At 70.1% G+C, this 26,203-nt stretch carries 24 protein-coding genes and 1 pseudogene; 10 read left to right on the top strand and 15 right to left on the bottom strand.

Annotated features, from left to right (window positions below; all coding sequences use genetic code 11):
• Positions 1 to 124: 124 nt before the first annotated feature.
• On the bottom strand, positions 125 to 688 hold the full coding sequence (locus tag RWE79_RS02630) for a TetR/AcrR family transcriptional regulator (protein WP_475938351.1): 564 nt from the start codon (positions 686 to 688) through the stop codon (positions 125 to 127).
• A gap of 106 nt (positions 689 to 794) precedes the next feature.
• On the opposite strand from RWE79_RS02630, the gene RWE79_RS02635 reads away from it, so the two are divergent.
• On the top strand, positions 795 to 1,691 hold the full coding sequence (locus tag RWE79_RS02635) for an SDR family oxidoreductase (protein WP_475938352.1): 897 nt from the start codon (positions 795 to 797) through the stop codon (positions 1,689 to 1,691).
• Here RWE79_RS02635 and RWE79_RS02640 read toward each other — a convergent pair.
• On the bottom strand, positions 1,663 to 2,097 hold the full coding sequence (locus RWE79_RS02640; protein ID WP_475938353.1) for a hypothetical protein: 435 nt from the start codon (positions 2,095 to 2,097) through the stop codon (positions 1,663 to 1,665). The genes RWE79_RS02635 and RWE79_RS02640 overlap by 29 nt on opposite strands.
• A 547-nt stretch (positions 2,098 to 2,644) precedes the next feature.
• Positions 2,645 to 3,031, bottom strand: a complete 387-nt coding sequence (locus RWE79_RS02645) for a MerR family transcriptional regulator (RefSeq protein WP_475938354.1) — start codon at positions 3,029 to 3,031, stop codon at positions 2,645 to 2,647.
• A gap of 116 nt (positions 3,032 to 3,147) precedes the next feature.
• Here RWE79_RS02645 and RWE79_RS02650 point away from each other — a divergent pair, with 116 nt between their 5' ends.
• Complete coding sequence (locus RWE79_RS02650; RefSeq protein ID WP_475938355.1) at positions 3,148 to 3,858, top strand: SDR family oxidoreductase; 711 nt, start codon at positions 3,148 to 3,150, stop codon at positions 3,856 to 3,858.
• A gap of 204 nt (positions 3,859 to 4,062) precedes the next feature.
• On the opposite strand, the pseudogene RWE79_RS02655 reads toward RWE79_RS02650, so the two are convergent.
• A pseudogene (locus RWE79_RS02655) lies at positions 4,063 to 4,203 on the bottom strand (IS21-like element helper ATPase IstB); the annotation flags it as partial.
• 93 nt (positions 4,204 to 4,296) lie between these two features.
• Positions 4,297 to 5,304, bottom strand: a complete 1,008-nt coding sequence (locus RWE79_RS02660) for a terpene synthase family protein (RefSeq protein WP_475938356.1) — start codon at positions 5,302 to 5,304, stop codon at positions 4,297 to 4,299.
• A 263-nt stretch (positions 5,305 to 5,567) separates the two neighbouring features.
• Here RWE79_RS02660 and RWE79_RS02665 point away from each other — a divergent pair, with 263 nt between their 5' ends.
• Positions 5,568 to 6,977, top strand: coding sequence for an alpha/beta hydrolase family protein (locus RWE79_RS02665; RefSeq protein WP_475938357.1), 1,410 nt, complete (start codon positions 5,568 to 5,570; stop codon positions 6,975 to 6,977).
• Positions 6,978 to 7,310: 333 nt separating this feature from the next.
• Here RWE79_RS02665 and ltrA read toward each other — a convergent pair whose 3' ends face one another.
• The 5 genes from ltrA to RWE79_RS02690 form a co-directional block, all read right to left on the bottom strand.
• Positions 7,311 to 8,555 carry a group II intron reverse transcriptase/maturase gene (gene ltrA / locus RWE79_RS02670; protein WP_475938358.1) on the bottom strand — a complete coding sequence of 415 codons (1,245 nt, stop codon included), beginning with the start codon at positions 8,553 to 8,555 and terminating at the stop codon, positions 7,311 to 7,313.
• A 715-nt stretch (positions 8,556 to 9,270) separates the two neighbouring features.
• Entirely contained in the window at positions 9,271 to 10,194 is a 924-nt protein-coding gene (locus RWE79_RS02675; protein WP_475938359.1) for a hypothetical protein, read from the bottom strand.
• Positions 10,195 to 10,216: 22 nt separating this feature from the next.
• Entirely contained in the window at positions 10,217 to 11,809 is a 1,593-nt protein-coding gene (locus RWE79_RS02680; RefSeq protein WP_475938360.1) for a hypothetical protein, read from the bottom strand.
• A 185-nt stretch (positions 11,810 to 11,994) separates the two neighbouring features.
• Positions 11,995 to 12,567 (bottom strand): GNAT family N-acetyltransferase, encoded by a 573-nt coding sequence (locus RWE79_RS02685; RefSeq protein WP_475938361.1) that lies wholly within the window; start codon positions 12,565 to 12,567, stop codon positions 11,995 to 11,997.
• A 77-nt stretch (positions 12,568 to 12,644) separates the two neighbouring features.
• Complete coding sequence (locus RWE79_RS02690) at positions 12,645 to 13,580, bottom strand: MerR family transcriptional regulator (RefSeq protein ID WP_475938362.1); 936 nt, start codon at positions 13,578 to 13,580, stop codon at positions 12,645 to 12,647.
• 666 nt (positions 13,581 to 14,246) lie between these two features.
• On the opposite strand from RWE79_RS02690, the gene RWE79_RS02695 reads away from it, so the two are divergent.
• The 7 genes from RWE79_RS02695 to RWE79_RS02725 all read left to right on the top strand — a co-directional run bounded on the left by RWE79_RS02695 (position 14,247) and on the right by RWE79_RS02725 (position 20,404).
• Positions 14,247 to 15,317, top strand: a complete 1,071-nt coding sequence (locus RWE79_RS02695) for a bifunctional class I SAM-dependent methyltransferase/NUDIX hydrolase (RefSeq protein WP_475938363.1) — start codon at positions 14,247 to 14,249, stop codon at positions 15,315 to 15,317.
• 38 nt (positions 15,318 to 15,355) lie between these two features.
• Positions 15,356 to 16,474: an NUDIX domain-containing protein gene (locus tag RWE79_RS02700; RefSeq protein ID WP_475938364.1), complete on the top strand. Its 1,119-nt coding sequence runs from the start codon at positions 15,356 to 15,358 to the stop codon at positions 16,472 to 16,474.
• 445 nt (positions 16,475 to 16,919) lie between these two features.
• Positions 16,920 to 17,102 carry a hypothetical protein gene (locus RWE79_RS02705; protein WP_475938365.1) on the top strand — a complete coding sequence of 61 codons (183 nt, stop codon included), beginning with the start codon at positions 16,920 to 16,922 and terminating at the stop codon, positions 17,100 to 17,102.
• 89 nt (positions 17,103 to 17,191) lie between these two features.
• Positions 17,192 to 18,352, top strand: a complete 1,161-nt coding sequence (locus RWE79_RS02710) for a response regulator (protein WP_475938366.1) — start codon at positions 17,192 to 17,194, stop codon at positions 18,350 to 18,352.
• 391 nt (positions 18,353 to 18,743) lie between these two features.
• Positions 18,744 to 19,295 (top strand): mycothiol transferase, encoded by a 552-nt coding sequence (locus RWE79_RS02715; protein ID WP_475938367.1) that lies wholly within the window; start codon positions 18,744 to 18,746, stop codon positions 19,293 to 19,295.
• Positions 19,296 to 19,461: 166 nt separating this feature from the next.
• The gene (locus RWE79_RS02720; RefSeq protein WP_475938368.1) at positions 19,462 to 20,025 is read left to right on the top strand and encodes an NmrA family NAD(P)-binding protein; all 564 of its coding nucleotides are present in this window, start codon (positions 19,462 to 19,464) and stop codon (positions 20,023 to 20,025) included.
• Complete coding sequence (locus tag RWE79_RS02725) at positions 20,018 to 20,404, top strand: hypothetical protein (RefSeq protein ID WP_475938369.1); 387 nt, start codon at positions 20,018 to 20,020, stop codon at positions 20,402 to 20,404. Before RWE79_RS02720 ends, RWE79_RS02725 begins: the two co-directional genes overlap by 8 nt.
• A 112-nt stretch (positions 20,405 to 20,516) precedes the next feature.
• Here the strand turns inward: RWE79_RS02725 and RWE79_RS02730 are convergent, their stop codons facing one another.
• From RWE79_RS02730 to RWE79_RS02750, 5 genes are all read right to left on the bottom strand, one after another.
• Positions 20,517 to 21,407, bottom strand: a complete 891-nt coding sequence (locus tag RWE79_RS02730) for a COG4705 family protein (protein WP_475938370.1) — start codon at positions 21,405 to 21,407, stop codon at positions 20,517 to 20,519.
• Between the two features lie 188 nt (positions 21,408 to 21,595).
• Positions 21,596 to 22,687: a sensor histidine kinase gene (locus RWE79_RS02735; protein ID WP_475938371.1), complete on the bottom strand. Its 1,092-nt coding sequence runs from the start codon at positions 22,685 to 22,687 to the stop codon at positions 21,596 to 21,598.
• Positions 22,684 to 23,412: a response regulator transcription factor gene (locus tag RWE79_RS02740; RefSeq protein WP_475938372.1), complete on the bottom strand. Its 729-nt coding sequence runs from the start codon at positions 23,410 to 23,412 to the stop codon at positions 22,684 to 22,686. The genes RWE79_RS02735 and RWE79_RS02740 overlap by 4 nt, the downstream gene beginning before the upstream one ends.
• Positions 23,381 to 24,418 (bottom strand): DMT family transporter, encoded by a 1,038-nt coding sequence (locus RWE79_RS02745; RefSeq protein ID WP_475938373.1) that lies wholly within the window; start codon positions 24,416 to 24,418, stop codon positions 23,381 to 23,383. The genes RWE79_RS02740 and RWE79_RS02745 overlap by 32 nt, the downstream gene beginning before the upstream one ends.
• A 240-nt stretch (positions 24,419 to 24,658) precedes the next feature.
• A complete protein-coding gene (locus RWE79_RS02750; protein WP_475938374.1) occupies positions 24,659 to 26,044 on the bottom strand; it encodes a serine hydrolase domain-containing protein in 1,386 nt (461 codons plus the stop codon).
• Positions 26,045 to 26,203: the final 159 nt, after the last annotated feature.

A 26,203-nucleotide genomic window follows, 5' to 3' on the forward strand; every position in this document is an offset into this window, starting at 1 on the left:
CGCCCTGGCCTTCGGCGAGATGGTGTTTCGCTGCCCGGCGCGGCCGGCCGGTGGTTGACGGCGAGAGGTGGGTGTTGAGCGCCCGATCAATGTCAGTGGGATGCGCAGGGGCTCTTCCACGTCTTCAGGCTGCCAGTGCTTTCAATTCTTTCAGTACCTCACGCTCGACCTCGGCGAATGATCTCTGTTCGTCCTCGGCGATCCACTCGACGAAAGCCACACTGAATACCGTCACGCCGGTTTCCGCCGCGAGAACGGCCGCTCGCTCGGCGACGCCGCGCGTACGCAACGCATCGGCTACCGCCGCCGCGAGCGATGCCTTCTTCAGCAGGTCTCGTTCCCGCAGGGCACGGTTCGCGGTGATGACCGCATGGCGCTGACGTGACCAGGGCCGTCGTTCGTCGGCGAAGAACTCCGCCGAGGCCGCCAGGGCCGCGGTGACCATCTCCAGCGGCGACGCGGACGGCGGGGCCGCGCGCACGCCGTCCAGGAATGCCTGTTGCAGCATGTCCTGTCCGTCGAACAGCACTTCGCGCTTGTCGGCGAAGTGACGGAAGAACGTGCGTTCGGTCAGGCCGACGCTTCGGGCAATCTCGTCGACGGTCGTCTGCTCGAAGCCCTGTCGGACATAGAGCTCCAGTGCCGCCATCTGCAGGCGCTGCCTCGCACCTGGATCCCATCGTGCCATGGCGAGAGCATATCGATGACAGCGGCTGACATCATGCACTAGAGTGACGGCAGCGACTGACATTACGGGTGTGTCGGTTGGCCGGCATCAAGAAGGAGATCCATTCATGCGCGTTTTTGTCACCGGAGCATCCGGCTGGATCGGCTCCGCCACCGTCGACGAGCTGCTCGCGGCCGGCCACGACGTCGTTGGCCTCGCCCGCTCCGACACCTCCGCCGCCGCTCTGGAAGCCAAGGGTGTCAGGGCCCGGCGCGGCGACCTCGACGACCTCGACGGCATCCGCGCGGGCGCCGCGGACGCCGACGCCGTGATTCATCTCGCCAACAAGCACGACTTCGACAACCCCGCCGTCTCGAACAGGGCCGAGCGAGCCGCGATCGAGGCAATCGGGGACACCCTCGACGGTTCGGGTCGGCCGTTCCTGTTCGCCTCGGGCATCATCCCGGTCGGCGGTGGTCGTCCCGCCACCGAAGACGATGCCTCTCCGTTCCACGGCGCCGACGCCCCTCGCGGCGGCGGCGAGAACCTCGCACTGGGCTACCTCGCCCGAGGCGTGCACGTGGTCGGGGTGCGGTTCGCCCCGACCACGCACGGCGCGGGCGACAACGGCCTCATGACCACTCTCGTCGGTATCGCGCGGGAGAAAGGCGTTGCCGGCTACGTCGGCGACGGTGCGAACCGGTGGCCCGCGGTACACCGCTCCGATGCTGCCCGCCTCGTCCACCTCGGACTGGAGAAAGCACCCGCTGGCTCGCTCCTGCACGCGATCGCCGAGGAGGGAGTTCCGACACGCCGGATCGCCGAGGCGATCGGCCACGCGCTCGACCTGCCCGTCGCCTCCATCTCGGCCGAGAACGCACCAGCACACTTCGGCTGGATCGGCGGATTCTTCGGGCTCGACGTCCCCGCCTCCAGTACTCGCACCCAGGAACTCCTCGGCTGGACACCCACCGGCCCCACCCTCCTGGACGACCTCAACACAGGCGCCTACTCCCACGCCTGACAACACGCCCCCGCTGATACCCCGGCAACGAGACGTTGGCCGTCGCGCGCGCCGGGCAGCGGCCGCTCCGCTTGCGGACTTCGACCACCTCGGCAACCGGCGGTCCAAACAGACCGTGCACGGGCAGCCGACCGAGCGTGTCGGTGCGCAGCCAGCTCGCCGCCGCCAGCTTCGGCACGCCGAAACCCGCCGCCCAGATGGTCAGTGCGCCCGGACGCACCGCACCGTCGGCAGTGTCGTAGTCCAGCGCGCGGCCCGACGCCAGCTGCACGGCGCTGTCGACGACCGGCTGGGCGCCCTCGCCGAGCAGCGTGCCGTAGTCAATCGTGGCGCCGCCGGTACGGGCCACGAACTGGTGCAGCCGGTTGGTCGCGAGCGTTCCGGCGTAACCACCGCCGATGACCACGACCCTGCGGACATCACTCCGTTTGCGAGCCCGGAAAGGGAAAGACGCCGACCGGGGCGGCCAGCGACGCTCCCGGCACCAGCCCGGTGCCGACTGCCGCGAACGTCCACCGGCATCCTGCCCTGACGCCCCGTGCCGGTCACAGCCGCCCGCCCGCCGGGCCGGGGCGCCCGGCGCACTCCCGGGCTGCGCCATGAGGAGGGCCGCACTGGCTGGAAGGTCGGTCAGCTACTTCGAACGGCCGGAGCAGGCCCGCGCGCCGCATCCGTCCTCGGAGGCGCTGGCCGCACTGGGGTACGGCGCTGCGGCTCACCGCCGCGGAGCGCGAGCCCCTGGCACGGCTCGCCGGGCAGATCCTGCCCGGGACGGTCGCCGATCGGGGCCCGGTGCCCACCGGCGCCCACCGGCTGCTGAACCGGCTCGGGCCGACAGGGCCCATCCCCGGACGCACGGCCCACCACCAAGGGACGCTGGTGACGGCCAGTGACGTGCGTCCGTCCGCGTCGGGCGGACAAGCACTGCCGCACGCCTTGGGAAGGCGCGCTGCTCAACGAGGGCAGGGCCGGCCCACGCTCCTGGCTGTGGCAGCTGTGGCAGCTGTGGCAGCTGTGGCGATGATGGCGTCGAGCCGGTCCCGGGTTTCCACCAGGGCGCTGACCTGCGCATCGATGCGGCCTCGTTCGGCCGACAGCCGGTCGAGCAGCGCCGGAGTCACCTCCCCGGTATCGACACACGGCAGCAGTTCCACGATCGCCCTGCTCGGCAGCCCCGCGGCGTACAGCTGCTGAATCAGCTCGACGCGGTCGACCGCACTGTACGGGTACTGCCGCTGGCCACTGGGGCTGCGCACCGAGGCCAGCAGGTTCTGCTCTTCGTAGTAGCGCAGTGCCCGCACGCTCACGCCCGCCCTGGCGGCCAGCTCGCCGATGCGCATCACTGCCTCCTCTATGAACCGGATCACATCTCTTGCCTCTGACGTCAACGTCAGGTTTTAGCGTAGCCCGTGAACAGCCCGGACAGGAATCATCCCAGCACGGCCAGGAGGCCCCCATGAAGATCACCGGTTCCGTCGCCCTCGTCACCGGCGCCAACCGCGGCATCGGCCGGCACTTCGCCCAGCAGCTCCTGCAGAGGGGCGCCACCAAGGTCTACGCGACCGCGCGCACCCCCCAGCTCGTCGACCTCCCCGGTGTTGAGGTACTGCGGCTCGACATCACCGATCCGGCTTCGGTCGCCGCCGCGGCCGGCGCGGCCTCGGACGTCACCCTCTTGATCAACAATGCCGGCGTCTTCACCCGGCAGAACCTCGTCACCGGGGACCCCGAGAAGATCCGGCTGGAGATGGACACCAACTACTTCGGCACCCTCAACGTGGTCCGGGCGTTCTCCCCCGTCCTGGCCGCCAACGGCGGCGGGGCGATCCTCAACGTCCTGTCGGCGATGTCCTGGCTCGCCTACGACGGGGCCAACGCCTACAGCGCGGCGAAGGCGGCCGCGTGGAGCCTCACCAACGGCGTCCGCCTCGAACTCGCGGGCCAGGGGACCACGGTGACAGGCCTGCACCTGGCCAGCACCGACACCGACATGTTGGCCGGATGGGACGTGGAGAAGAACGACCCCGCCGACGTCGTGCGCGCAGCGCTCGACGGCATCGAGGCCGGGAAGATGGAGATCCTCGCCGACGACGACTCCGTCCAGCTCAAGGCGGCCCTGTCCGCCGACCCGAGCGTGCTCTATCCGCAGGCGGTTCCCGCCGTCTGACCGTACGCAGCCGCCCGCCCGGCCGGACGTCAGCCGACGTTCGAGGATCTACGGATCCGACCGGAGACCGTCCCGGCAACGCCGGCAACCCTGAAGCGCGTCCTGGACAACTGGAACCGCGCAGAGCGGCCTCGGGGCCATCACTGTCGGCAATGGCCGGGAGCTGAGCAGGAGATGGCCCCGACGGGCCTCACCGTGGCGTCGTCAGCGGGCGGCGGCTTGCTGTTCGGCTCGGGTCCGGGTGGCCGCGGGGCGGTAGGAGTCGGTGCCGGTCTCGGTGATCTTCCCGCCGATCGCGGCGCAGAGCCTGGGGTCGGTGAATGTCCTGGTCCACTCTCCGAGCGATCGCCACAGAGTCCGTTTCCTCTTCGGCGAGGTCGGTTGCTTCCCCGTACCGCACCCGCTGACGCCCGGAACTGATCGCGCCCGCAAGGGCTGTTACGCCCCGAGTATCCGGTCGAAGTAGCCGGGTCCGGTGTGGGGGCGGACGTGGGGTGCATCGGTGTATCGGTGGGTTTGGGTCTGCCAGGCGTGATAGCCGCTCATCCACGCGCCCATGATCTCGACGTATGTGTCCACGTCGGCTGTCTGTCTGCCGGTCAGCCCCAGCTGTGCGCACAAGGCGGGTACCTGGCGGGCGAGTTCCTGGAATCGTTCGACGCGCCGGCGGACTTCCCGGCGGGTGTCGGTGATGGCTTCGTCGCGGGTGCGGCGGCGGCTGTGTTCGAGGACCAGGACGAGATTGTCCATGTCTCCGCGCGCTTCCTCCTTCTCCAACGAGTAGACGTCGTTGCACATGAAGGTGACATCGATGGCCGCCTGACGCATGATCCGCAGCTGAGGGCTGTGGAAGGCGGCCGCGGGGACGGTGATGCCGGCGGCCCTCTCGCCGAGGGAGAGCGGCAGGTCGGTACCGGCGATGCCGCGCCGGACCTGGAGGTAGGTCTCCATATCCGCCGGGGTCCCACGAAGCCGGCCTATCGCCTCGTGGGCCTGGGCTGCGAAGTAGTACTCCCATTCGTGTGCGGCCCGCGTGACCCAGCCGGGATGTGCTCCGTCGCTGCTGCGCGCCCAGATGTCGGCGAACGCCAGCGAGCACGGGTCCGCGCCGGGAACGGGGAGGGCGCCGTGGACGATGTCGATCATCTTCTGGCACACGGCCGCGGCCCGGGCCGGGTCCTGACCCAGGGAGCCGTCGAACTGGTCGTCGAAGACGAAGAACAACGCCATCGCGTCCGCGCACAAGTCCAGGGCCGGCCCTTGCGCATAGGGGAAACCCAGGGCGGCCAGCCGCGGCATGTCCCAGGAGGTGTACCAGGCCAGGGACCGCCCGTCTCCGACCAGGCCCAGGCGGTTCACCCAGTCGAGGTTGCGCCGGCGTGCGGCGTCGAGGTCGGGGCTGATCCCCGCGGGGGCGGGGAGGTCGAAGTCGATGTCCTGTGGCACTGGGTCTCCCGGCGTCGTAGGAGGGGGCCTGTTACGTAATCCCTGTTTCCGCGCGGTATCCAGAGAATTGTCAGCTCCCCTGGCCGAGCGGCGAAAGGATCCGGCGGACGCTCGGGCCGATGCCGGGCGCACCCTGGCCAGGAATGCCGGTGGGGACCCGGGTCGCGGCACGGGGCCGCTGACCGGATGTTCCGGGCTGTTCGGGGGAACGACCTGTGTCGTGCGGGCAGGCACGGGTGACGCGGCTCCTAAGGTCAGCTGGCATGACGCACGAATGGCAGGACGCATCCCATCTGAGCCGGCGCGCCGCGCTCGCGGGGCTCGCCGGTGGGGCCGGGATCGTGCTGGCTGCCGGTTGCACCTCCTCGAACAGCACCTCCGCGCAGGGGCCCGCGCCCAGGCCCACGACGTCGGCCACCGGCTCGGCCGGGGGCGCTACGCCCGGGGTGATGACGCTCTTCCACGACCCGGCGTTCAACTTCGGCGGCCTGTGGGCCCTCGGTGGAGCAGGGTTCGGCGGCAGCGAGGTGGGCGAGGTGCTCACCGCCGTGAACACGATCAACAAGGCGGGTCTCTCCGCGCAGACGTATGTCGAGACCTTCACAAAGCTCGGCGATCAGCTGATGCGGGCTCCCGAGGGAAGCAAGCCCGACCGGCAGACCCGGCGCTTCCACGCGCTGCGGGCGGCGCAGTACTACGCCCAGGCTCTGTTCTTCGTCCTCGGCTCCGACAAGCCCGACAGCGAGGAGCCGCTCTACAGGGCCGGGCGTGGTGCCTGGGACACGTTCTGTGAGCTGTGCGAACCGGCGCCGGTGACGGCGAACGTCCCGTACGGGAAGACCCCGCTGCCGGTGTGGTTCTTCCGCCCGGACGACTCCGGCAAGCAGCGCCCCACCGTGATCCTCACGAACGGCAGCGACGGACAGAACGTCGACATGTGGGCCTATGGCGTCTCGGCCGCCCTGGACCGCGACTGGAACGCCCTGGTGTACGACGGGCCGGGCCAGGGGCAGTTGCTCTTCGTGGACCGCGTGGTCTTCACACCGCGCTGGGAGACGGTGGTCACGCCGCTCGTCGACTGGCTGGTCGCCCGTTCCGACGTGGACGCCGACAGGGTCGCCCTGACCGGGCTGAGCATGGCGGGCAACCTGGCCCCGCGGGCCGCGGCCTTCGAGAAGCGGATCGCCGCCCTGGTGGCGATGCCCGGATGCCTGGAACCCTGGCTGGGCTTCCCGCCGGAGATCCGAGAGATCCTCACCCCGAGCAAGGTGAAGACCAACAGCATCTGGAACAAGGAGGTCGTCCCCGAGCTACCTGCCGCCGCTGCCGCGACGATGAAGAAGCGCTTCGAGCCCTTCTCCATCGCGGCGATGCTCGCCGCCCGCGACGGCAAAGTCTTCACCGACTTCTACACCCCCGCCAAACGCGTCGAGTCACTGACAATCACGAGCGTCGTGGACCGCATCACGATGCCAACCCTGGTCCTTGACTACGAGGACGAGCAGTTCTATCCCGGACAACCGCGCCGGATGTTCGACAAGCTGACGTCCCCCAAGGACTACGTGAAACTCACCGCGGCCACCGGCGCACAGCTCCACTGCTCCCCCATGGCCCCGCGACAGCACTGCGACGTCGTCTTCGACTGGCTGCAGGAGACCCTGCCGGAGCGCTGACCCCCACCCCGGGTCGCCGCGCGCCGGAGCCGCGACAGGTCGCGGGTACCGATCGCATCGCGTCCGGGGCCGCAACGCCGACGGAGGCGGTGACCTCGACCGGGCGCGGCCGTGCCGTTCGGGCTGCTGCGATTCGACGCGCGCGCAGCTGGGCCCGGGCACGAGGGCGGAACTTGGGTTCCTGGCCGCAGCCGCACGGTTCCCGGCCCTCGTAACGCAGTCCGGCGTTGAGCACCGCAGAATGCCTGGTCGGGTCGCCCGGGGGATCTCACCCCCGGGCTCCCACAGAACGGAGCGTGACAGTCTCCCGTCACTCCGCTCTTGTCACTCTGATCACCAGAAACACGGTGTCCAAGCCCAGTGGGCGAAGAGCCTGGGGTGCCGGCTGGTGATGCGTTGCCAGCACTTGTGGGCTGCTTTGAACGACCGAAATCGCTTGTACTTCTTGCGGATCCAGCGCATCAGGTAGGCGCTGATGCGCCGTAGGAGGGGCAGCAGTTCGGAGCGGTAGAACGCTCCGTAGTACTGCATCCACCCGCGGACGATCGGGTTGATTTTGCGGGCCAGTTCGGCGAAGGTGAGGCCGATCCGCAGGTGGATCCGCCAGGAACGGACCTCCCCACTGATCTTCTTCAGGGCCTCCTTGCTGATCGCGGGCAGGAAGTTGGTGAAGTTCTTCCCTCTCCTGTTCCGCGCCCTGCGGGCCTGGAACGTGAACCCGAGGAAGGTGAACGACGTGTGCTCGTAGGCACCGCGCCGGTTCCCGTCCTTGCAGTACACGATCTTGGTTTTGTCGGGGTGCAACCGCAGCCCGACCTCTTCCATCCTGTTCCCGAGCGCCGTCAGGACCTGTTGGGCCTGGCGCTCGCTGACGCAGTGCACGACCGCGTCGTCGGCATACCGTTCGAACTGGACATCCCGGAAGGCCCGGGCCAGCCACAGGTCGAACGCGTAGTGCATGAACAGGTTCGCCAGCACGGGCGAAACGGCAGACCCCTGCGGGGTCCCCCGGTTCCGCTTCTGCAAGGTGCCGTCGGGCAGTTGAAGCGGCGCCTGGAGCCATCGCTTGACATACAAAATCACCCAGACGGCATCGGTGTGAGCCTCCACGGCCTTGACGATGAGGTCCCACCGGACGCTGTCGAAGAATTTCTGAATGTCGAGATCGATCACCCAGTCTTTCCTCCAGCACCGTTCCCGGCAGCGTTCCACCGCATCCAGGGCCGACCGACGTGGCCGGTATCCATAGGAATCCTCGTGGAACGCAGGCTCCACCCGGACTCCGAGGTGCCTGGCCACCACGGTCTGAGCAACGCGATCGGCGACAGTGGGAATACCTAGCATTCTCGTGCCGCCACCATGCTGCTTCGGGATCTCCACCGCTCGCACCGGAGGGGGAAAGTAAGCCCCTGACGACATCCGATTCCAGATCTTGTACAGGTTGCCCCGAAGATCTGATTCAAAGTCAGCAATGGACTGCCCATCCACTCCCGGCGCGCCCTGATTCCTCTTTACCTCCTGGAACGCCTCCCAGACTTCCCACTTCGAAATATCAAACGACTTCTCCGACGACTTCAACTGGTCCCTCGACTCCTCCCGGAGAACCTCCGGTTGGTCAAACTCCCACAGTCACGAGTGACCCGGCCCCTTCGCTCCACCCCCATTACAGGGGCTTCAGCACTACTACGGGCCGGTCCGCCGACATGCCCCGCGACGGTACTCGGATCCTCACGGTGGTCACCGCTTGGAGTGCTCCCTCTCGCGCCCGCACCGGGCTGCAGTGTCGAGGCATGTCTTCCCACGTTCCGTACAAGAGCAGCAGATCAGGCTCACGTCACCTCCATGCCGGACACCGCCTGGCCAATAAACGGGAACCCGCCAGACTCCTCCCGGAGCAAAAGCCATCGCCCCGGTTTTGATGCCACTTGAGTTGGATAACGACACGTCATCAGTGATTCGCTCGCGCTCGTCTTCCTAATCCCCACCTGACACTTCAAAGAGTGCCTTTTCCACATCGCTCACCACGGTCGCGTCACCGCTTCCGCAGCATGTGGCGGTTTGGAGCCTCCCCCCGCAGGGCGGCTCCGAAGGGCCAAATCCTTCATCTCCTGCACAGCATCAATCGCAGCGGCTCTCCTACATCGAGCCCCTCCTCTTGTTCGTGGCACACAGTCTTTTCCAACCTTCGGCGACGGCTGGGAAGTTGGCCTGCCCGCGCACGATCGCCGACCCGTCGAGGTCGATCATTCCGGTGCGGTCGCGGGTGCCGAACAGGCCCTGGGCCTCTACGGGTTCAGAAGGACGGGCAGTTGTACTGCACCTGCACGGGCACGGTGACGCAGTACTTGGCGCCGGCGGGCGATCGCGGGACAGTGAACACGACGGTTCGCGAACGGGGCATCACCACAACGCCGAGCCGGCGTACAAGGGTCGCGTCCTGCGTCTTCTCGTTCACGCGGTAGAGCCCGATGGGGACCGTCTCGCCACGGGGGAAGCCGTCGACGACCAGTCGGCGCCTGCTGTCGCCGCGCAGCGCCTGCCGCTCCGGGTTGTCGGGCACCCCGACCGCCTGCCGGTACGAGGCACTTCCGACGGCCTGCTTCGCGCTGATCGTGATGCGACCCGCCGCCGCGACGTTCTCCCGCGGGAGGGACGACGGCACGAAGTCCCACGTCTCGCTCTGCATCACGCCGCTGCCGACGCCGTACACCCTCAGCCGCTTTCCGTTGAAGAGCGACTCGGCGGGTTCGTACCGGATGCCGGTGAGCCGGCCCGCGGCGGGCTGGACGGTGGTGTTGTAGCTGCGGCGGCCGTCGGAGACCGTCACGGTGACCGGACGGTCCGCCGCGAAGCCGTGCAGGCACAACGCGCTCTCACCGGTGAAGACCAGGTTCCTCGGTCCCCGGATGTCGCTCATCCAGACCGCCGGGGAGGTGGCGAAGGCGGGCGGCAGGGACGCCAGGTCGGCCGCGCAGTCGGGAGCGGCACCGTCACCGGCCGCGATGAACTTGAACCGCCCCGGCAGCTTGCGGCGGGGCGCCCTGCGGCGGCCGGACCGGGTACCGTCGGTTGGCGCCTGATCGAGGTCCGCTGCGACGGCGCTCGCGCCGGCCGACGCGGTACCCGTCGCCCGTACATCGTCCTGGCCGCCGGGGGCGCACCCTGCGGCGGCCAGACACAGCAACGTGAGCCATCCGGCCAGTTGTCGGCGCTTCACGACGTGGTTCCTTTCCTCGGCTTCACTTGGGGCTGCTCCTTGGCCCGCAGCGTGCGCGGGCCTCGGACATCTGCTGGGCGAAGTCCTTGCGGGACGCCTCGTACTGCTTCCAGGCGGCGGCGCCGGTGCGTACCGCGTTGCGCAGGTCGCCGAGCGAATCCCGCAGGCCTTGGGCGCCGGTGGTCAGGTCGCAGCGTTCCAGTGCCCAGATGGCAAGCCATTCCTGCCACATGAACCGCCGGACGAAGTGCCCTTCCAGCGCAAGGGCCTGTCTGATGTCGGAAATGGCGGCCTCCAGTCGGCCGCGGTCCGCCTCTCGCTGGGCCGCGATGGAGGCGGCGATCGCCTGGAGCTCGGGGACGCCGACCCCTGGTCGGGCGGCGCGTACCCGGCGCACCGCCCGACCGATGGTGCCGTCGTCGGAGGTGAGCTCGGCGGCGACCCGGCAGTACTCCACCTGGGCCAGGTTGACGGTGGCCTTGAGCCGGCCGAGCGATGAGAAGTCTGGGTCGGCAGCCAGCCTCCGCAGGGTCGACGAGACGGCGGCGAGGTCTGCTCCCCGGGCGGTGCCCGGATCGCAACCGCTGGATCCCAGCGCCCGCAGATAGGTGTTTCCGGCCAGGCTGAGCTGTGCCCGGAGCCCGATCGGCGAATCCACGGGGATGGCCCGGTACTCGGCTCCGGCGGCGTTCAGGGTCGAAGGGGAGACGTCCTGCCCGTCCAGAGCCGCCTGTTCCAGCGCGTGCCCCCGGAACAGGTGTACGAGGTCGGGGCTGACGAATCCGCTGCCGGCGTCCAGGGCCACCGTCCCGCTGCCGCCGGGCAGCAGTCGTGCGAGGGTGCGTCCGGCCTGCGCGGCGTCGCCGTCGTGCCAGGCGTCCAGCGCGTCGGTGAACAGGGCCAGGCCCTTGGCCTGCGCGACCATGTCGGTCACCAGGGCGGCCCGGCTGTGGGCCGAGGCGAGTCCCGCGACGGTGGCGACCGGATCGCCGGTGTACCACCCGGCGAGCTCCGGGGCGTCGGGCACGTGGTCCGCGCGGACGTAGACGGCCGGCCGGACCGTGGTCTGCCCGGCCGGTCCGCCCATGACGATCCCGCCGACGAGGATGGCCGCGTTGGACTGGCCGACGAACTTCCGGGTCCTGGTGTCGAGGTGGCGATGGTCGCGGTGCAGGAGTTCGGCAAGCGGCAGCGCGTACTCCCTCGCGTAGTCGCGTACGGCCATGCCCGCCGGGAGGGCCTTGAGCAGGTCCTGGGCGAAGGTCGCGGAGACGTCGTCCAATACCCGCCCGTCCTGGCCGGAACCCTGGTCCTTGAAGCCGACCACGGCCACGTCCTGAGGGCCGGTGAGGCGGTACAGCGGTGGGGGTGGCGCCTGGAAGCGGAGCAGCACAAGGACGGCGCCGACGAACAGACAGCCGATCCCGCCGGCGAGCGCGGCCCGTTTCCGGGCGGATACCCCCGCGAACCTGTCCCGTAGGAGCTGGCTGACCGACCCCAGGAATCCGGTCACCCCCACCAGAACGCCTACGAAGGTGGCCACGCGGCCCGGCCGGGCGCCCAAGGTGCCGGCCACGGCGAGGGATCCCGCCAGGGCCAGGCTGATCCCAGCCACGGCCGCCCAGGTCCGCGAGATGCGGGGGGCACGGTTCGAGTCGAGAGAGCGATTTGGTCCCATCTGCTCGCATATTACCGTCATGCACCCCTGATGACCCGTAAGCTGCGGGGTCGCCGCACCGCGTGCCGTTCGAACTTCAGGACGGGAGCAGCCTCAGCCGATACGCGGAGGGCGCGCGGATCTCAGGCGCTCGTGCGCTCGCGCCGTAGGTGCAGGTGGCCATCGCGGGGGAAGGAGGGCGGCGCCGCGGGCAGGACGCTGTCAAAGTCGTACCGGCTCTTGTGCGCGACCCGGCACGATGCCGGGTTGTCCACCTGGTGCAGGAGTTCGAGACGCTCCAGCCCGTCGGCTCCGAAGGTTTCGAAGGCCCAGCCGGTGAGCGCCTCCAGAGCGCGGGGGGCCACTCCCCTCCCGCGAGCGTGCGCCGCGGTCCAGCAGCCCACCTCGGCCGCCGGTCTGCCGGAGGTGACTTCCTTGAGGACCACGTTGCCCACCAACTGCTGGCCAACTCCGCCGGGTTGTGCCCCGAAGACCGCGAAGCTGAACCGGTCCCCCGCTGCCCAGTGTCGCTGCTGGGCCTGCACCCACCGTGCCCCGTCAGCATCGTTGTCCACGACATGGCTCGTCCAGCGGCGCAATCCGGGATCCCTGAACACCTCGACCAATGCGGCTGCGTCCTGCGTGCGCCAGGGGCGAAGAACGAGAGCAGGCACGGTCGGCGTCGCGGCAACCTGCAGGACGACGGGGGTATTCACCGGCGAATCATATGCGGCGGTGTTCTCACCCCACGCCGACCGTGTCCGGCCCCGACCGCCTCGTGACCGCCCCGTCATCACTGTGTCCGGACGCGCAGGGCCTGTACGGACCAGTCGAGCACCGGCGCCAGACTCTCCGGCGGCGGCCAGCCGTTGATCACCGCGAGCAGCCGGACGTACCTTTCCCTGCAAGGGTTGTTCACGCTCTCCAGCCGAGTCGACAGCCGGCTGCGAAGCTCGATGTCGTCAGGGCGGCCAAGAAGGCCCGCGTAGTGCGCCGTGAACGCCGCGACGATCGGATCGGCCTCGGGCGAGGCCGGGTCGATGCCAGCGGTCAGGGCCGGGCCGACCTGGTCACGGACGACTGCGGCGATGTCGCGACGCGGGCCCATCATGTCGCCCTGGGCCATCTCGGCTGCCTGGTCCTGGACCATCTGCCGCACCTCGGCACGGAAATCCGAGTCCAGGGACAGTTCGGCCAACTCCACCCATGCCCGGACTTGCTCTGCTTCGGGGTTGTCGGGCAGCTCGGGGGTCATCGAGCGCATGACCCCCGCGAAGGCGGGGGCGGCGCCAGGACCACCGAAGACGGCGTCGAGGAAATCGCCGATCAGACGTCGGCGGTCGGCCTCGGAGAGCTGGGCCAGCTGGTGCATGAGTTCCATCTCCTCAGGTGTCAACCCGCGCTCGGCCACCGCCGTCAGCACCGCGCGCCGCAGGCGCAGGACACGGATCCGCACCTCCAGTGCGTCGGCGTGCGCCGCGGCGACCTCGGGAAGCGAGACCTCCCGGTCCACGACCTTGCGGACCGTGGGAAGGTCCAGTCCCAGCTCGCGCAGGGTCCGCACGAGGTCCAGGCGTGCGACGGCATCGATGTCGTAGAGGCGGTAGCCGGCCGGGCTGCGGCTCGTCGGCGCCACGATCCCGCGATCGGAGTAGAACCGAATGGTCTTGACCGTGAGACCGGTCCGCCGAGCGAGTTCGCCGATCGAGTAGAGCGTGTCGCCGTTCATGTCCCCACCTTCACGTCTCCCCTTACTGGACACTCAAGCCCCTCCGCCCGGCAGGTGCCAACCACTCATCACGCACGGGTCAAGCCCATGGGGGCACGCCGCAGCGTGCCCCCATGGTCGCCGGCGCCTGGGGCGTCTTCGACGAAGCCCCCGGCCATCCCCGACAGACGCCGATGGCCCTGGACGTGCGCAGAGCATGGGAGGTCGCGACAGGTGGCGCAATCGTGAAATCGAAAACCCCGGCCCATTCTTCCCAGCCCGGTCCCGGCGGCACCCGAGGGTGGTGCCGAACATGTAAGCGAGATTTCGCCCCTCCGCCCCCGTTACGCGGGACTGATCAGCGGCGTTGTCCGAGTATCCGTCCGATCGGCGCTGGCTAAGGAGCCCCCGGTGAAGCGCCACACCCATGCCATCGGCGTACGCCTGCTGTTCGAAGAGGCCGACGCGAACCCGGCGCGGGCACGATGAAGCGCGGCGCGCCGATGCAGCCCGCCTTGACGGTCGGCGCGTAACCAGGATGCCGCCGCCGTCCGCCACGCCCGCCAGGGCGAAGGGCTCGTGGAGAACGCCACGTTCACTGTGCTCCTCGCCCGCCGCCCCCCTCACCGCAGCCTGATCCGCACGGCCAAACGCGAACCGAACCGGACGACAAGGAGACCAACCGCGGTGGGCTACACCGATCGTCACCAGTGGCACGACCACTACGCCCAGGGGAAAGGCTTCCGCCCGCTCGGCGACAGCGAGCGTGACCTGCTCGCCGAGCACCTGCCGCCGCGGCCGGGCGCGGCCGCGCTGGAGATCGGGTGCGGCACCGGCGAACTCGCCCGTTATCTCGCCGACCTCGGCTACGCGGTCACCGGCGTCGACTACGCCGACAGCGCCATCGCCGCGTGCGCCGACGCCGCACCGGTGAACAGCAACATGGCGTTCGTGTGCATGGACGTGGAGTCCGACGACTGGACACAGCTACCTGATGCAACCTACGACCTGGTCATCTGCAGACTGTCGTACGCGTTCGTCGTCGACCGGGGTCCGTTCCTGGCCCGCGTACGCGACCGGTTGCGGCCGGGCGGCGCCCTCTGCGTCATCACCCCGCTGCACCGGGACGTGCCCGAGGACCGCCGGGACATCGCCCTGGACGACAACGCGATCGACAGGCTGACTGCCGGGTGGCGAGAGGCCGCGCGGTACGACGCCGACGGACTCGCCGTCATCACACTGCGGCATCCGCAGCCGCATCCGAGCTCATTCCGGGTTGTGGAAAAGGGCACGCCCACCCCGCGCGCGCTGGTCGGCGTCAGCGTGATCGTCACCAATGAGCACGGGCAGGTCCTGCTGGGCCAGACCGCCGAGGGCTGCTGGGAATGCCCCGGAGGGAAGACGGCCGGCACATCCGATGGCGGCCCGGAGTCCTTCGAGGCGACGGCCGTCCGCGAACTGCGGGAGGAAACGACCCTGGACGCCGACGAGGTGCGGATCCTCGCGGTGCTCCTCGACTCCTCCCACGGCATCCCACGGCTGACCGTGGCCGCCCACGTCTGCTCCTTCCGCGGAACCGCGTCGGTGGCGGAGCCGCACCTGTTCCGCGTGTGGAGGTGGTTCGCCCCCGAGCGGCTCCCCGATCCGCTGTTCACCCCGTCCGCGCAGGTCCTGGCTGCCTGGCGTCCGCACCTCCTCACCGGCCTGCCGTCCGTCCACCGCTACCCCCTGGCCCCCACGCAAGCCGGTCCGCAGTGACCCACCCCACCGTCCTTTCGAGCGGGAGCAGATCAACGATGGAACCACGCCCCGAGTCCGACCGTCCCGCCCCCGCCGGCGCCCGCATGTCCCAGGCCGAGTACGGAGCATCACGCGCCGCGCTATGGACCGGGGTCTCCGTCCTGTTCACCGACGAACACGGGCGGGTCCTGCTCGAAGCTCTCGACTACCGCGATGTCCGGCTGCTCCCCGGCGGAGCCGTCGACGCCGGGGAAGCCCCCTTGTCCGCCGCCACCCGTGAGATGCGCGAGGAACTCGCTCTGGCGGGCAGCTACCCGCAGGGCCTGGCCGTCGACTGGGTGTCCCGGGACACGGTCGGCTTCGACCCGGCGATGCGTTTCCCCGGCGAGATCATCTATGTGCTCGACGGCGGCACCCTGACCGTCGGCCAAGTCGGCTCGATCCGGCTGCCCGGCCGGGAGGTCACCGGCGTCCACTGGACCGAACCGGCCCTGCTACCACGCTACATGGAGCCCGGCGACGCCCGCCGCGCCCTGTCGGCGCTGCGGGCGAGGATCAACGGTACCGGCGCCGCCCTGCTGGAGGGCGGCTACCCCACCGCGCCCACTCTCCTGGACGAACTCCAGGTTATGCGCACCCCGCGCGAGCCCCAGCGGTGGCCCTGGCACGGCGAGCCCGTGACGCCGGGACTGCGGATCGCCGAGTCACGGGGCTGGCTGTTCGCTCCTGACGGCCGGGTCCTGGTCCTGATCGACCGGGACACCGGCGCCGCGAGCCTGCCCGGCGCGAAGGCAAGCCCCGTCGGCCAGGGCGACCCCGCGGTCGCGCTCGTCACAACGGCGTACGAGGCGGCCCGGATCAGCGTCGCGGACCCGGTACATCTCGGCTACCTGTACGACGCGACCGGCGAGGGCTCCGCCGGCACAGGCCCGTGCGCGCGGGTACGGATGGCGACCCGCATCACCGCCTGCGGCCCCGTGGCCGACACCCCCGACGTGCGGACCAGCGCCAGGATCCTGGCCACTCCCGCGCAGGTCGCCGAGTTGTCCGACTGGGGACCCGACGGCCTCCGCCAGGCCGCCGACGCCGCTCATGCCGCCCGTGTGCAGTTCGGCCTGCCCGCCCCCGCACGCCAGCCGATCACCGAACTCCCCCGCGACGGCGGTCCCCTGTGAGCCCCCGGCCTGGTGACGTGACGTCCTCCCCCGGAGACGTGCCGGCGAGGAGGCAGTCACCCGGCGACGTCCACCTCAGATCGGCGGGCGCACGGCCGAGTTGGCCTCGCGCCTTCATGAAGCGGGCTGTCACGTCCGGCAGCGGCCCGGCCACCAGCCCGGCCATCGGTGCGGCGTAGATGTGGCCCGGCCGCGCATCAGCTTGTCCATGCCCATGTGCAGCCGTACCGCCGAACTGCCCCGGGCGGGTCGGGTCGTGGGCGCCGCCGGGAGGGACGGCACGGGGCATGTGCGGGTGTTGCCGACCTGTTGCCGCGATGCCGTTGCGGCGGTGCAACGGCGGTGCCGCCCGGCATCGTGGGTACTGCCGCGGCTGACCAGTCGCGGCAGTCATGTGCGGCGTTGCGTCGTCGCCGGCGAGAGGCAGGCCGTGCACAGGCCGTTGTTGTCCATCAGAGCCGCGCTCGTGCTCACCCTGGCGCTTGTGACCGGGATCGGCGCGGGAGTGCTGTCCGCGGTGGGCGGCAGCCCGCCCGCCCAGTGTGTTCTCTACGGAGCCGGAGCGTTCGGCCTGGCCGTTCCCTTCTTCGACCGCCTCATCGCCGGAACCGGTCCCAGCGACCCCTAGGAGCCCGCATGCTCGGTCACGAGTCCACCGGTCCCCCGGGCAAGCGCCGGGGGCCGATGCAACCATCCAGAAGCGGAGATCAGGGTCCGATGGGCGGATTACGGCCGCTGGCCGACGATTTGAACGACGACTGCCGGGAGTTCGCGCAGGCCCTGCGGACCCTGTTCGCCGGGCTGGAGGTGTCGGTGCGCCGCTACGCGGCCCGACGTTACCGGGACGCCGGGACCCTCTCGCGCTACCTCAGCGGTGCCCGCGTACCGCCCTGGGAATTCGTCGTCGACCTCTTCGGCGACCTCGCCGCCGGCCACGGCGCCCCGGCCACCGCGCTCACCTTGGAGCATGTGCGCGAGCTCCACCGCCGCGCGGTCCAGGCCACCGTGTCCCCGGCACACGGCATGGAGGTTCTGGAGCGGCAACTGGCCGACGCTGACCGTGAAGCGCGCCGCGCCACCGTCCAGGAGGACGTCCTGGGCGAGGCGCTGCTGGACCGGCAGCACCTCATCGCCGACCTGGAGGTGCGTCTGAACCTGCTGAAAGCCCAGTGGTCGGCCGGACACGGCAACCGCGCGGACGTCCTCACGGCCGACTCGCACGGCGTAGGAGAGCTGCTCGCCGAGCGCGAACGCCTGGAAGCGCAGGTGAGAGCGCTGGAAGGAGAGCTGGAGGAGACGCGCCTTCGGGTGATGCTGGCCGAGTCACGATGCGACCTGCTGGAGCGGCAGCTCGCGGTCGCGGAAGGGACACTTCCCTCGCTGCCGACGGACGTCACCGCACACGGCGATGGAGTCGCGGCGGCTCCGTCCGACGGCGACGGCGGGGGCGTGGGCGTGGGCCGGGCCCGCGCGCGGATCCTGGCGGTCGATGACAAGCCCTCCAATCTCATGGCTCTGGAGGCCGTGCTGGCTGGACTGGGCCACGAGATCGTGACGGCGGACTCCGGCCAGGCCGCACTCAGGGCGCTGCTCCACGAGGAGGCCTTCGCCGTCATCCTGCTCGATGTCCAGATGCCCGGCATGGACGGCTACGAGACAGCCGTACGCATCAAGCGCCGGGCCCGCACCCGCAACATCCCGATCATCTTTCTCACCGCGATGGACCGCGATCCCGCGTACGAGATCCGCGGCTACACCGCCGGCGCGGTGGACTACCTCGTCAAACCCTTCGACCCCTGGATCCTGCAAGCCAAGGTCGAGGCCTTCGCGCAGATCTACCTCGAAGCCCGCCCGATTGGCGTCCCGCACCGCACCTGACCACCGACCCGGCAACCCGGCAACCCGGCGGGAGTGCAGGCGAGCGGCTCGTCCGGGCAGGCCTGCGCCAGATCGTGAGTTCCGGCGGCTGCGCGGTGTCCACGGACAGCGCCCGGCGCAGCTCGGTGGCGGTCCGTTCCCGCCCGGTACCGGCAGTGGGCGCTGACGGCCGGCGGCACCCCGCCTCGTCGGCGTACACGGCGGGGAACGTCATCCCCGACGTGCCGGATTTCCGTAAGCGCGTCCCCTCGAAAGCGGCCGACGGCTCCCCCGGTAGTACGAACAGCCCTGCCGGTCACCGCACATGAGCGGCTTGGATCGTTCACGGACTTGGCCGGGGCGGAGTTCGCCGGGCCGGCACTGTCGGAGCCGTTCGCTAAGGTCCGCGGCCATGACTGAGATCACTGCGCAGGCGTGGCCCGAACCTCCACTCGCCGGTACCGAGGCAGCAGCCGTCCTCGGTGCCCTCGAACGCCAGCGGGCAACGCCGGCCTGGAAGTGCTCCGGCCTGGACGCGGCCGGCCTGCAAGCCACAGTCGGCGCATCCACCATCACTCTGGGCGGCCTGCTCAAGCACCTGGCGCACGTGGAAGACAGCCACTTTGCGCGGCTGTGGCTCGGTTCTTCCGTGGGCGCCCCCTGGAACACCGTCGACTGGGACACCGTCCCCGACTGGGACTACCTCTCCGCCGCACAGGACACTCCCGAGCAACTGCTCACTCTCTGGCAGGAGTCAGTCGCCCGCTCCCGTGCCACCGTTGACCAAGCACTCAGCGCGGGCGGCTTGGACCAGTTCGGTGCCTATGCGACCCGCAGCGGCGAACACCCCAACCTCCGCCGCATTCTCCTGGACCTCATTGAGGAGTACGCCCGCCACGTCGGTCACGCCGACCTCATCCGCGAGTCCGTCGACGGCCTTACGGGCGACGATCCGCCGAGGTGAACTGAGGTGTCCCGTGGCGAGGTGCCCGGCCATCAGCCCCCCGTGGCACTCCATACCGGCCAGGGACGTGTCCATCAGGCGCTGCTCTCCGGTCGAAGTGCCGACCGCTCGATCGCCGGGGAGCAGCACGGACCAGCCGCCGTCCACCACCACGTTGACGCCGTTGATGCAGGCGACTTCGCCGCCGCGCGCCGCTGACCGCTCCGGTCAGGGCCCCGACCGGCGCCGCCGCGCTCACCGGGGCCCCGTCGACAAGTGGCAGATCGAGGAGTACATCCGTGACCTGGGCGTGCCCGTGACGATCCTGCGCCCCGCCGGATTCATGGAGGACTTCACCAGCCCGGCGCGGTTCTTCCAGCACGGCTCGCTCAACGTGCCCTGGCATGACGACCTGGTCATGCAGTTCATCGCCATCGACGACACCGGGGCGTTCGCCGCGCTGGCCTTCGCCGACCCGGACACGTACCTGGGCCGGGCCATGGAGATCACCGGCGACCGGCTGACCGCCCCGCAGATCGCCGACGCACTGAGCACCGCGGCCGGTCGCCCGGTGCCGCACGTGGACTTCGGCGGCCGGCTGGACCGATCCGGCAAGGCACGGCTCCTGGCACACCTGGAACCCGCCCCCTTCGCTTCTCGTGGCCGTCGTGGAGGCTGTAGCGATCGACCCGGCCCGGGCGCCGGGGCGGGCCGGCTCTACGCCCTTCTGCCAGAATCGCCACATGGCTGAACACCACACCGGCCACGGCTGCCTGCTGGACAACAGACAGTCGGAGGCAGGTGTCCGCTTCGGCGCCCTCGCCGAGCTGTTCGACCCTGTGACGTTCCGGCACGTCGACCGGCTCGGGATCGGTGCCGGCATGCGGTGCTGGGAGGTCGGCGCCGGCGGTCCCTCCGGACGGGATGTGCGGGCCGACGCGTACTTCCCGATCACCTCGCCGGCGTGTGCTGTGCTCGAGGGCGCGACGGTGCGGCAGATCCGCCACCGTCTGGTGGCGGAAGGACTCGCCACCGACGAGGAGATCGACCGTCATCTGGCGAACGTCGCCACCGGGCGGCTCGACCTGGCCACCGCTCCGATGATCTCCGCATGGGGACGCCGCCCGTAACCCCGCCCGTAACCCCGCCCGGTGCGTGGCGTAAGTGCGTGGCGTAAGTGCGTGGCGTTCCCAACCGCCTGGCGAACCGCTCGCCTGCTCACGCGCCGGCGGCGGTGTGCCGTCAGGAGGCCTGCCGGCTGTCCCGGCCCAACTCGGCGACGCCTGGGCGAGTGTCGGTCTTCTTCCGCTCCTCCCGGTGGGCGTACCCCATCAGGCCGACCAGGAGCACCAGGAGCACGGCGGAGGAACCGGCCGTTCCGAGATCGAGTCCTCCCTTGGCGACGGGCTTGGTGAGGAAGTCACCGGCCGTGGCCCCGAGCGGCCGGGTGAGGACGAAGGCGATCCAGAACAGCACGACATTGGGCACCGCGGGCACCCGCATCAGAACCAGCAGCACGGCGAGCAGTCCGGAGACCAGGAGGGCGCCGCCCGCGTATCCGAGTCCGGAACTGTCGGACAGGAAGTCGCCCATCGAGGTGCCCAGCGTGTTGGAGACGAGGATCGCCGCCCAGAACAGCGCCTCGCCGCGGAAGGTGACGATGTCGCGGATGGCGAACGTCATCCCGGTGTACCTCCAGACGGCGAAGATGCCGATCAGGATCGAGATCAGGATCCCGGCACCGACGGGGTATCCCAGTCCCAGGCCCTGTGGCCCCCAGCCGAGCGACGTCGCTCCGTCGGAGAGGTAGCTCGTGTCACGGTTCATGAAGTCGGACATGGTGGTCCCGGCCATGCTGGTGGACAGGATGACCGTCCAGTAGAAGAACGGGTTGTAGCGGCGGGACCTGAGCTGGACGACCAGTGTGACCACGAAGATCAGGAAGAGCAGGATCGTGGTGATGAAGTAGCCGAGCTTGAGCGTCTGGGCGAAGAGGTCGCCGCCCGTCTCGCCGAGGGTCGTGGCGGCGGTCTTCATGATCCAGAAAGCCAGGGTCACCTCCGGCAGTTTCTTCATCACGGACCTGCCGGCACCGGCGACATCCAGCTCGGTGAGGACTTCGGTCTCGTTCAACGTCGCACTCCATATCGGTCATTGCGCGGGGTCACGTACCTGGAGCCACCTTTGCCACGGCTCGCGGGTTGTCGCCCGTCAGACAACCGGTGCGGGATAAGTCATGTGCCACTCGCGGGGTGAAGCTTCCGTGAAGCAGCCCTGTCAGCCTGCTGTGCGCCTTCCGGGTGACGGTGGGGGCCCACGCGTCACTCCGGGGCTGTGGGTATCCGCAGGGTGAACGTGGCGCCGTTGCCCGGTCCGGGCGATGACGCGGTGACGTCTCCGCCATGGGCGCGGGCGATACCCCGGGCGATGGTCAGGCCGATGCCGCTGCCACCGGCCGGTGCCGGCCGGCCAGGGTGCTCAAGGCGTTCGAAGCGGCTGAAGATGCGGTTCAGGTCCCCGGCGGTGATGCCGACGCCGTCGTCCGTGACGAGGACGAGGACGTGAGGTGGCACCTCCGCGCCTGTGTCCGCGTCGCTGCGGACGGAGATCGATACGTGTCCGTCGTCGCTGCACGCCGCCAGGGCGTTGCCGAGCAGGTTCACCAGCACCTGGGCGATGCGGTCGGGGTCGCAGGAGGCGATGACCCGGGTGTCCGCCGCGACGGTGAGGGCTACTCGCTGGTCGTCGTACTGGGGGCGCAGTCGTTCGGCGGTGGCCCGGGCCAGCGCGGCGAGGTCCGAGGGACGGCGGTGGAGGGTGAAGGCCCCCTCCTCCACCCGGGACAGGCTGGAGAGGTCGGCGGCCAGCCGTCGCAGCCGGTCCAGGTCGTCGGTGAGGGAGGCGAACATCGCGTCGTCCGGGGCGAAGATACCGTCGGCCATGCCCTCGATCTGGCCGCGCAGGATGGTGATGGGGGTCTTCATCTCGTGGGCGATCTCGGAGACCAGCCGGGCGCGGCGGCGCTCGGTGTCCGCGAGTGCGGCGGCCAGCGTGTTCACGTCCCCGACCAGCGCGGCAAGGCCTGGTTCGCTGGGCAGGTCGAGGACGTGGTCGTAGCGTCCTTCGGCGAGGCGGTGGGTGGCGGCTCGTACGGTGTCCAGCGGGCGCACCAGGAACCGGGACATGACGACGGCCGCGACGACGGCCGCGGCCGCCCCGCTCCACAGGCCCATCGCGTCGGGGTCCAGGTGATGGTGGGCGTGGCGGCCCATCAGTTCCCTGGTTCCCGACATCGCCCCGACCGCCACGAGGACGACCATGACATGAGAGAGGACAAGGCGGGTGCGCAGCGACAGGCGGGCGTGGAACCGGCGCCACCGGGCCCCGCGCCGGGCCGGCCGCGTGGAGGTCATGTCCTTCCTCCGCGCGGTTGGTCACGGGCGACGAAACGGTAGCCGACGTTGCGCACGGTGCCGACGAACCGGGGCGCGTTGGCGTCGTCGCACAGTGCGCGGCGCAGCGTCCGGATGTGCACATCCACCACTCGTTCGTCGCCGAAGAAGTCCTCGCCCCATACCTGGGCCAGCAGACCGCGCCGGGTGAACACCCGCCCCGGGGCGCGGGCCATGGCGATGAGCAGGTCGAAGTCGAGGGCGGACAACTCTGCCGTGTGGTTGTCCCCGACCAGGACGGTCCGGGTGCCCGGGTCGATCGTCAGGCCCTCGAAGTCCAGGGTGCTGTCGGCCGCGTCCTGTTCCGCTCCGAGCCCGCTCTCTGCGCGCCGCAGGATGGCCCGGACGCGTAGCGCCAGCTCGCGCGGGCTGAACGGCTTGGTGACGTAGTCGTCGCTGCCGGTGGTGAAGCCGATGAGCCGGTCCACCTCCTCGTCCCTGGCGGTGAGCATGATCACGGGGACCTGGCTGGACTGCCGGATCCGGCGCAGCACCTGGAAGCCGTCGAGCCCGGGCAGCATCACGTCCAGCACGACCAGATCGGGCCGGTCGCGAGCGACGGCCTGCAAGCCGGAGGGTCCGTCCGGGGCCTCCAGAACCTCGAATCCGTCCGCCTCCAGGTAACCGCGCACGGTCATGCGGATCTTGGGCTCGTCATCGACGACCAGAACCCGTTGCGTACTCATCGTGCTCGCTCTCGCTTACGGTCTCAGGTGCGGGGCCCGGTGCGGCTGCGTGCCGTCCGGCGGCCTGGAGGCACAGGTCCTCGAAGGCGTCCAGCGTACGGCGGACGTCGTGCCGCGGTGCGGTGAGCAGCCCCGGCACGGCCTGCTCCTTCGGTGGCGCGGGTGCTCGCAGGTGGGGGAAGGGCGTGGAACGGGTGATCTGGAGTACGCCCGCGAGGGCCAGTGCCCAGCAGCCCAGCCCGGCGAGTACGGCGGCCGGGGTGAGCGCGGGGGCCTCGCCGAGCAGGCCGATCCCGATCGCGACGGCGACGAAGGGATCGACCAGGGTCAGGCAGCCGACGGTGACCTCCGGCGGTCCGGACGCCTGGGCTTTCTGGACGAGCCAGAAGCCGGCGAGAACGGTGAGGGCCAGAGCCGCGAGCGTGCCGCACAGCACGGTGCTCACGCCGGACGTCGTGAACTCCTCCCCCGCCGCCCGGATCAGCACCGACATGCAGCCGTACGAGCTTCCGGCGCCGATGGCCGCCGCCAGACACCGCCGTCGGCCACCCAGCGACCCGGCGAGCCCGGTACAGCAGGCCACCAGCACCAGGACCAGCAGACCGGCCCGCAGCTGGGCGGTCGCGGTGACGGAGGTGGCGACGGTGATCCGCGCGGCCAGCGTCGCGAAAGCCCCCGTCCCGACGACGACTGCCAGCAGCGCGAGCCCGGTGGCCGCGCCGAGCCGGGCACGGCGTGCCCGCAGCCCCCAGAGCACGCTCACCACGACGGCTCCCACGCCCAGCGGTTGCACGACCGTCACCGGAGCCAGTCGTAGAGCGGTCATGTGCAGGACCGCGCCGGCCGCCATCAGGACCAGCCCGGCGAGCCAGCGCGGCCGACGGACGACGGACGGCCGGGGGCCGGGGCCGGCCGTCGGCTGGTTCAGTGCCTGGTGCTGGAGCCGCGCGCCCGCCGCGTAACAGCACGCATTCAGCACCGCCAGAACGACGGCGAGTACGGTCATGGCCGGCTCCGGCCGTCGTGCCGCACCTCGGCCGTCGCGAAGGCGGCGCGAGCAGCCGTCGTCAGCTGTCTCGGATCACGGTGACCGGCAGCGGTCGGCGACGGAAGGAAGCTCTGCATGCCCGCCAGACAACGCGGACCCGATAAGGCGGGTACCACTCGCCGCGTGAAGCTTCCGTGAAGCCTCGGGTACGGGCGCGTCGCCGGTGGAGTCAGGCAGCGTACCCGCGAAGCCGGGGCATCACGGGGAGGCCGTCGGAACCCGGGTGAACAACCGGCCGGCCAGGTCGGCTCCCACGATCGCGCCGCCCTCGTCGCGGGTGAAGAAGCCGCGCTGTCCCTGCAGGCCGCCGCTGGTGACGATGTACTCGTCGCTGCCGGGCAGCAGGCCGAGGTCGGCCTGCGGGAGGTCCGGGGGCAGTTGGGTGTCCGTCGCCGCGCGGATCTCCGGCTTGATCCCGCATTCGATCGTCAGCCCGGCTCCATCCGTGGCGATGGCGAGCGTCATCATGTCGTTCTCGTAGCTTCCGACGACCTCCCGGGCCCGCACCTTGTCATGGGGAAGCGGCTGCGGGTCCCGGTCGGCCATACCCAGAAACTTCTCGAGTGTCCACCGCACGACGGCTCGGTTGAAGGCGAGACCGCTTTCCGGGCCGGCGTTGGACGCCACCACGACGGCGAAGTTCCGTTCGGGCACGAGGAGCAGCTCGACGAACTGGCCGTTGGCCGACCCGCCGTGCCCGACGGTGCGCACGCCGTCCACGTCGCGCAGGAACCAGCCGATACCGAAGGCGTCCCCGAGCGTGCTGCCCCGCAACTCGACCGTCGGCTCCTTCATCCGTTGCAGCAGCTCGGCGGGCAGCACGCGGACGCCGCTTTCGGCGCGGCCGTCACCGAGATGGAACCGGGCCCACCGAAGCTGGTCCGCCACCGACGACACGCCGCCCCCACCGGGGTTGTTGGCGCGGGTGTCCTTCCACTGCCGGACGACGGACAGCGTGCCGTCGTCGCCGAGATTGTGCCCTACGGCGAACCGCCGGATCATCGCGTCATCGGGCGCGAAGAGGCTGTCCGACAGCCCCAGCGGCTCGAAGAGGAGCGTGGCGACGGCCCGTTCATAGGTCAGCCCGGTGACCTTCTCGATGATCCGCCCGGCCAGGTTGTACCCCAGCTGGCTGTAGGAGGCCCGGGTGCCGGGCGGCGCGATCAGCTCCGACTCGGCCATCCTCGCCACATATACGGCCAGGGCGTCGTCCCCCTCGTCGGTTTCGACGCTCATTCTCCAGTCCAGCCCCGCCGTGTGGTTGAGCAGGTGCGACACGGTGATCTCCGCCGCGGCCCGCTCGTCGGGGAGCACGAGTTCGGGGACGTACCGGCGCACCGGCGCGTCCAGCTCGACCCGCCCCTCCGCGACCAGGCGCATCAACGCGGTCGCCGTACAGGGTTTCGTGACCGAGCCCAGCACGAATAGCGTGTCCGGGTCGACGGGCAGCGGGTTGTCGATGCTCGTCACGCCGTGGCAGGCGTAGACCTCCTGGCCGTCCGCCCAGACTCCGGCGACGACGCCGGGTATGCCGGACTTCTCGGCCGTCGCCTTGACGAACTCGGACAGCGAGTCAGGTGCCATGTCAGTTCCCTTCCGCTTCTCTTCCCGCGCCAGGCCGGGGTCCTCGACCTCCAGCAGCTACTCGCACTGTGTTCAAGTAGAACGATAGGGGCCACTTGAACGCTGTGCAAGTGCCTTGTTGAACGGTGTGCAATCCGCTGCCCCGCGCCCTAGGCTGGG

The sequence above is a fragment of the Streptomyces sp. RLA131 genome (assembly GCF_056270125.1).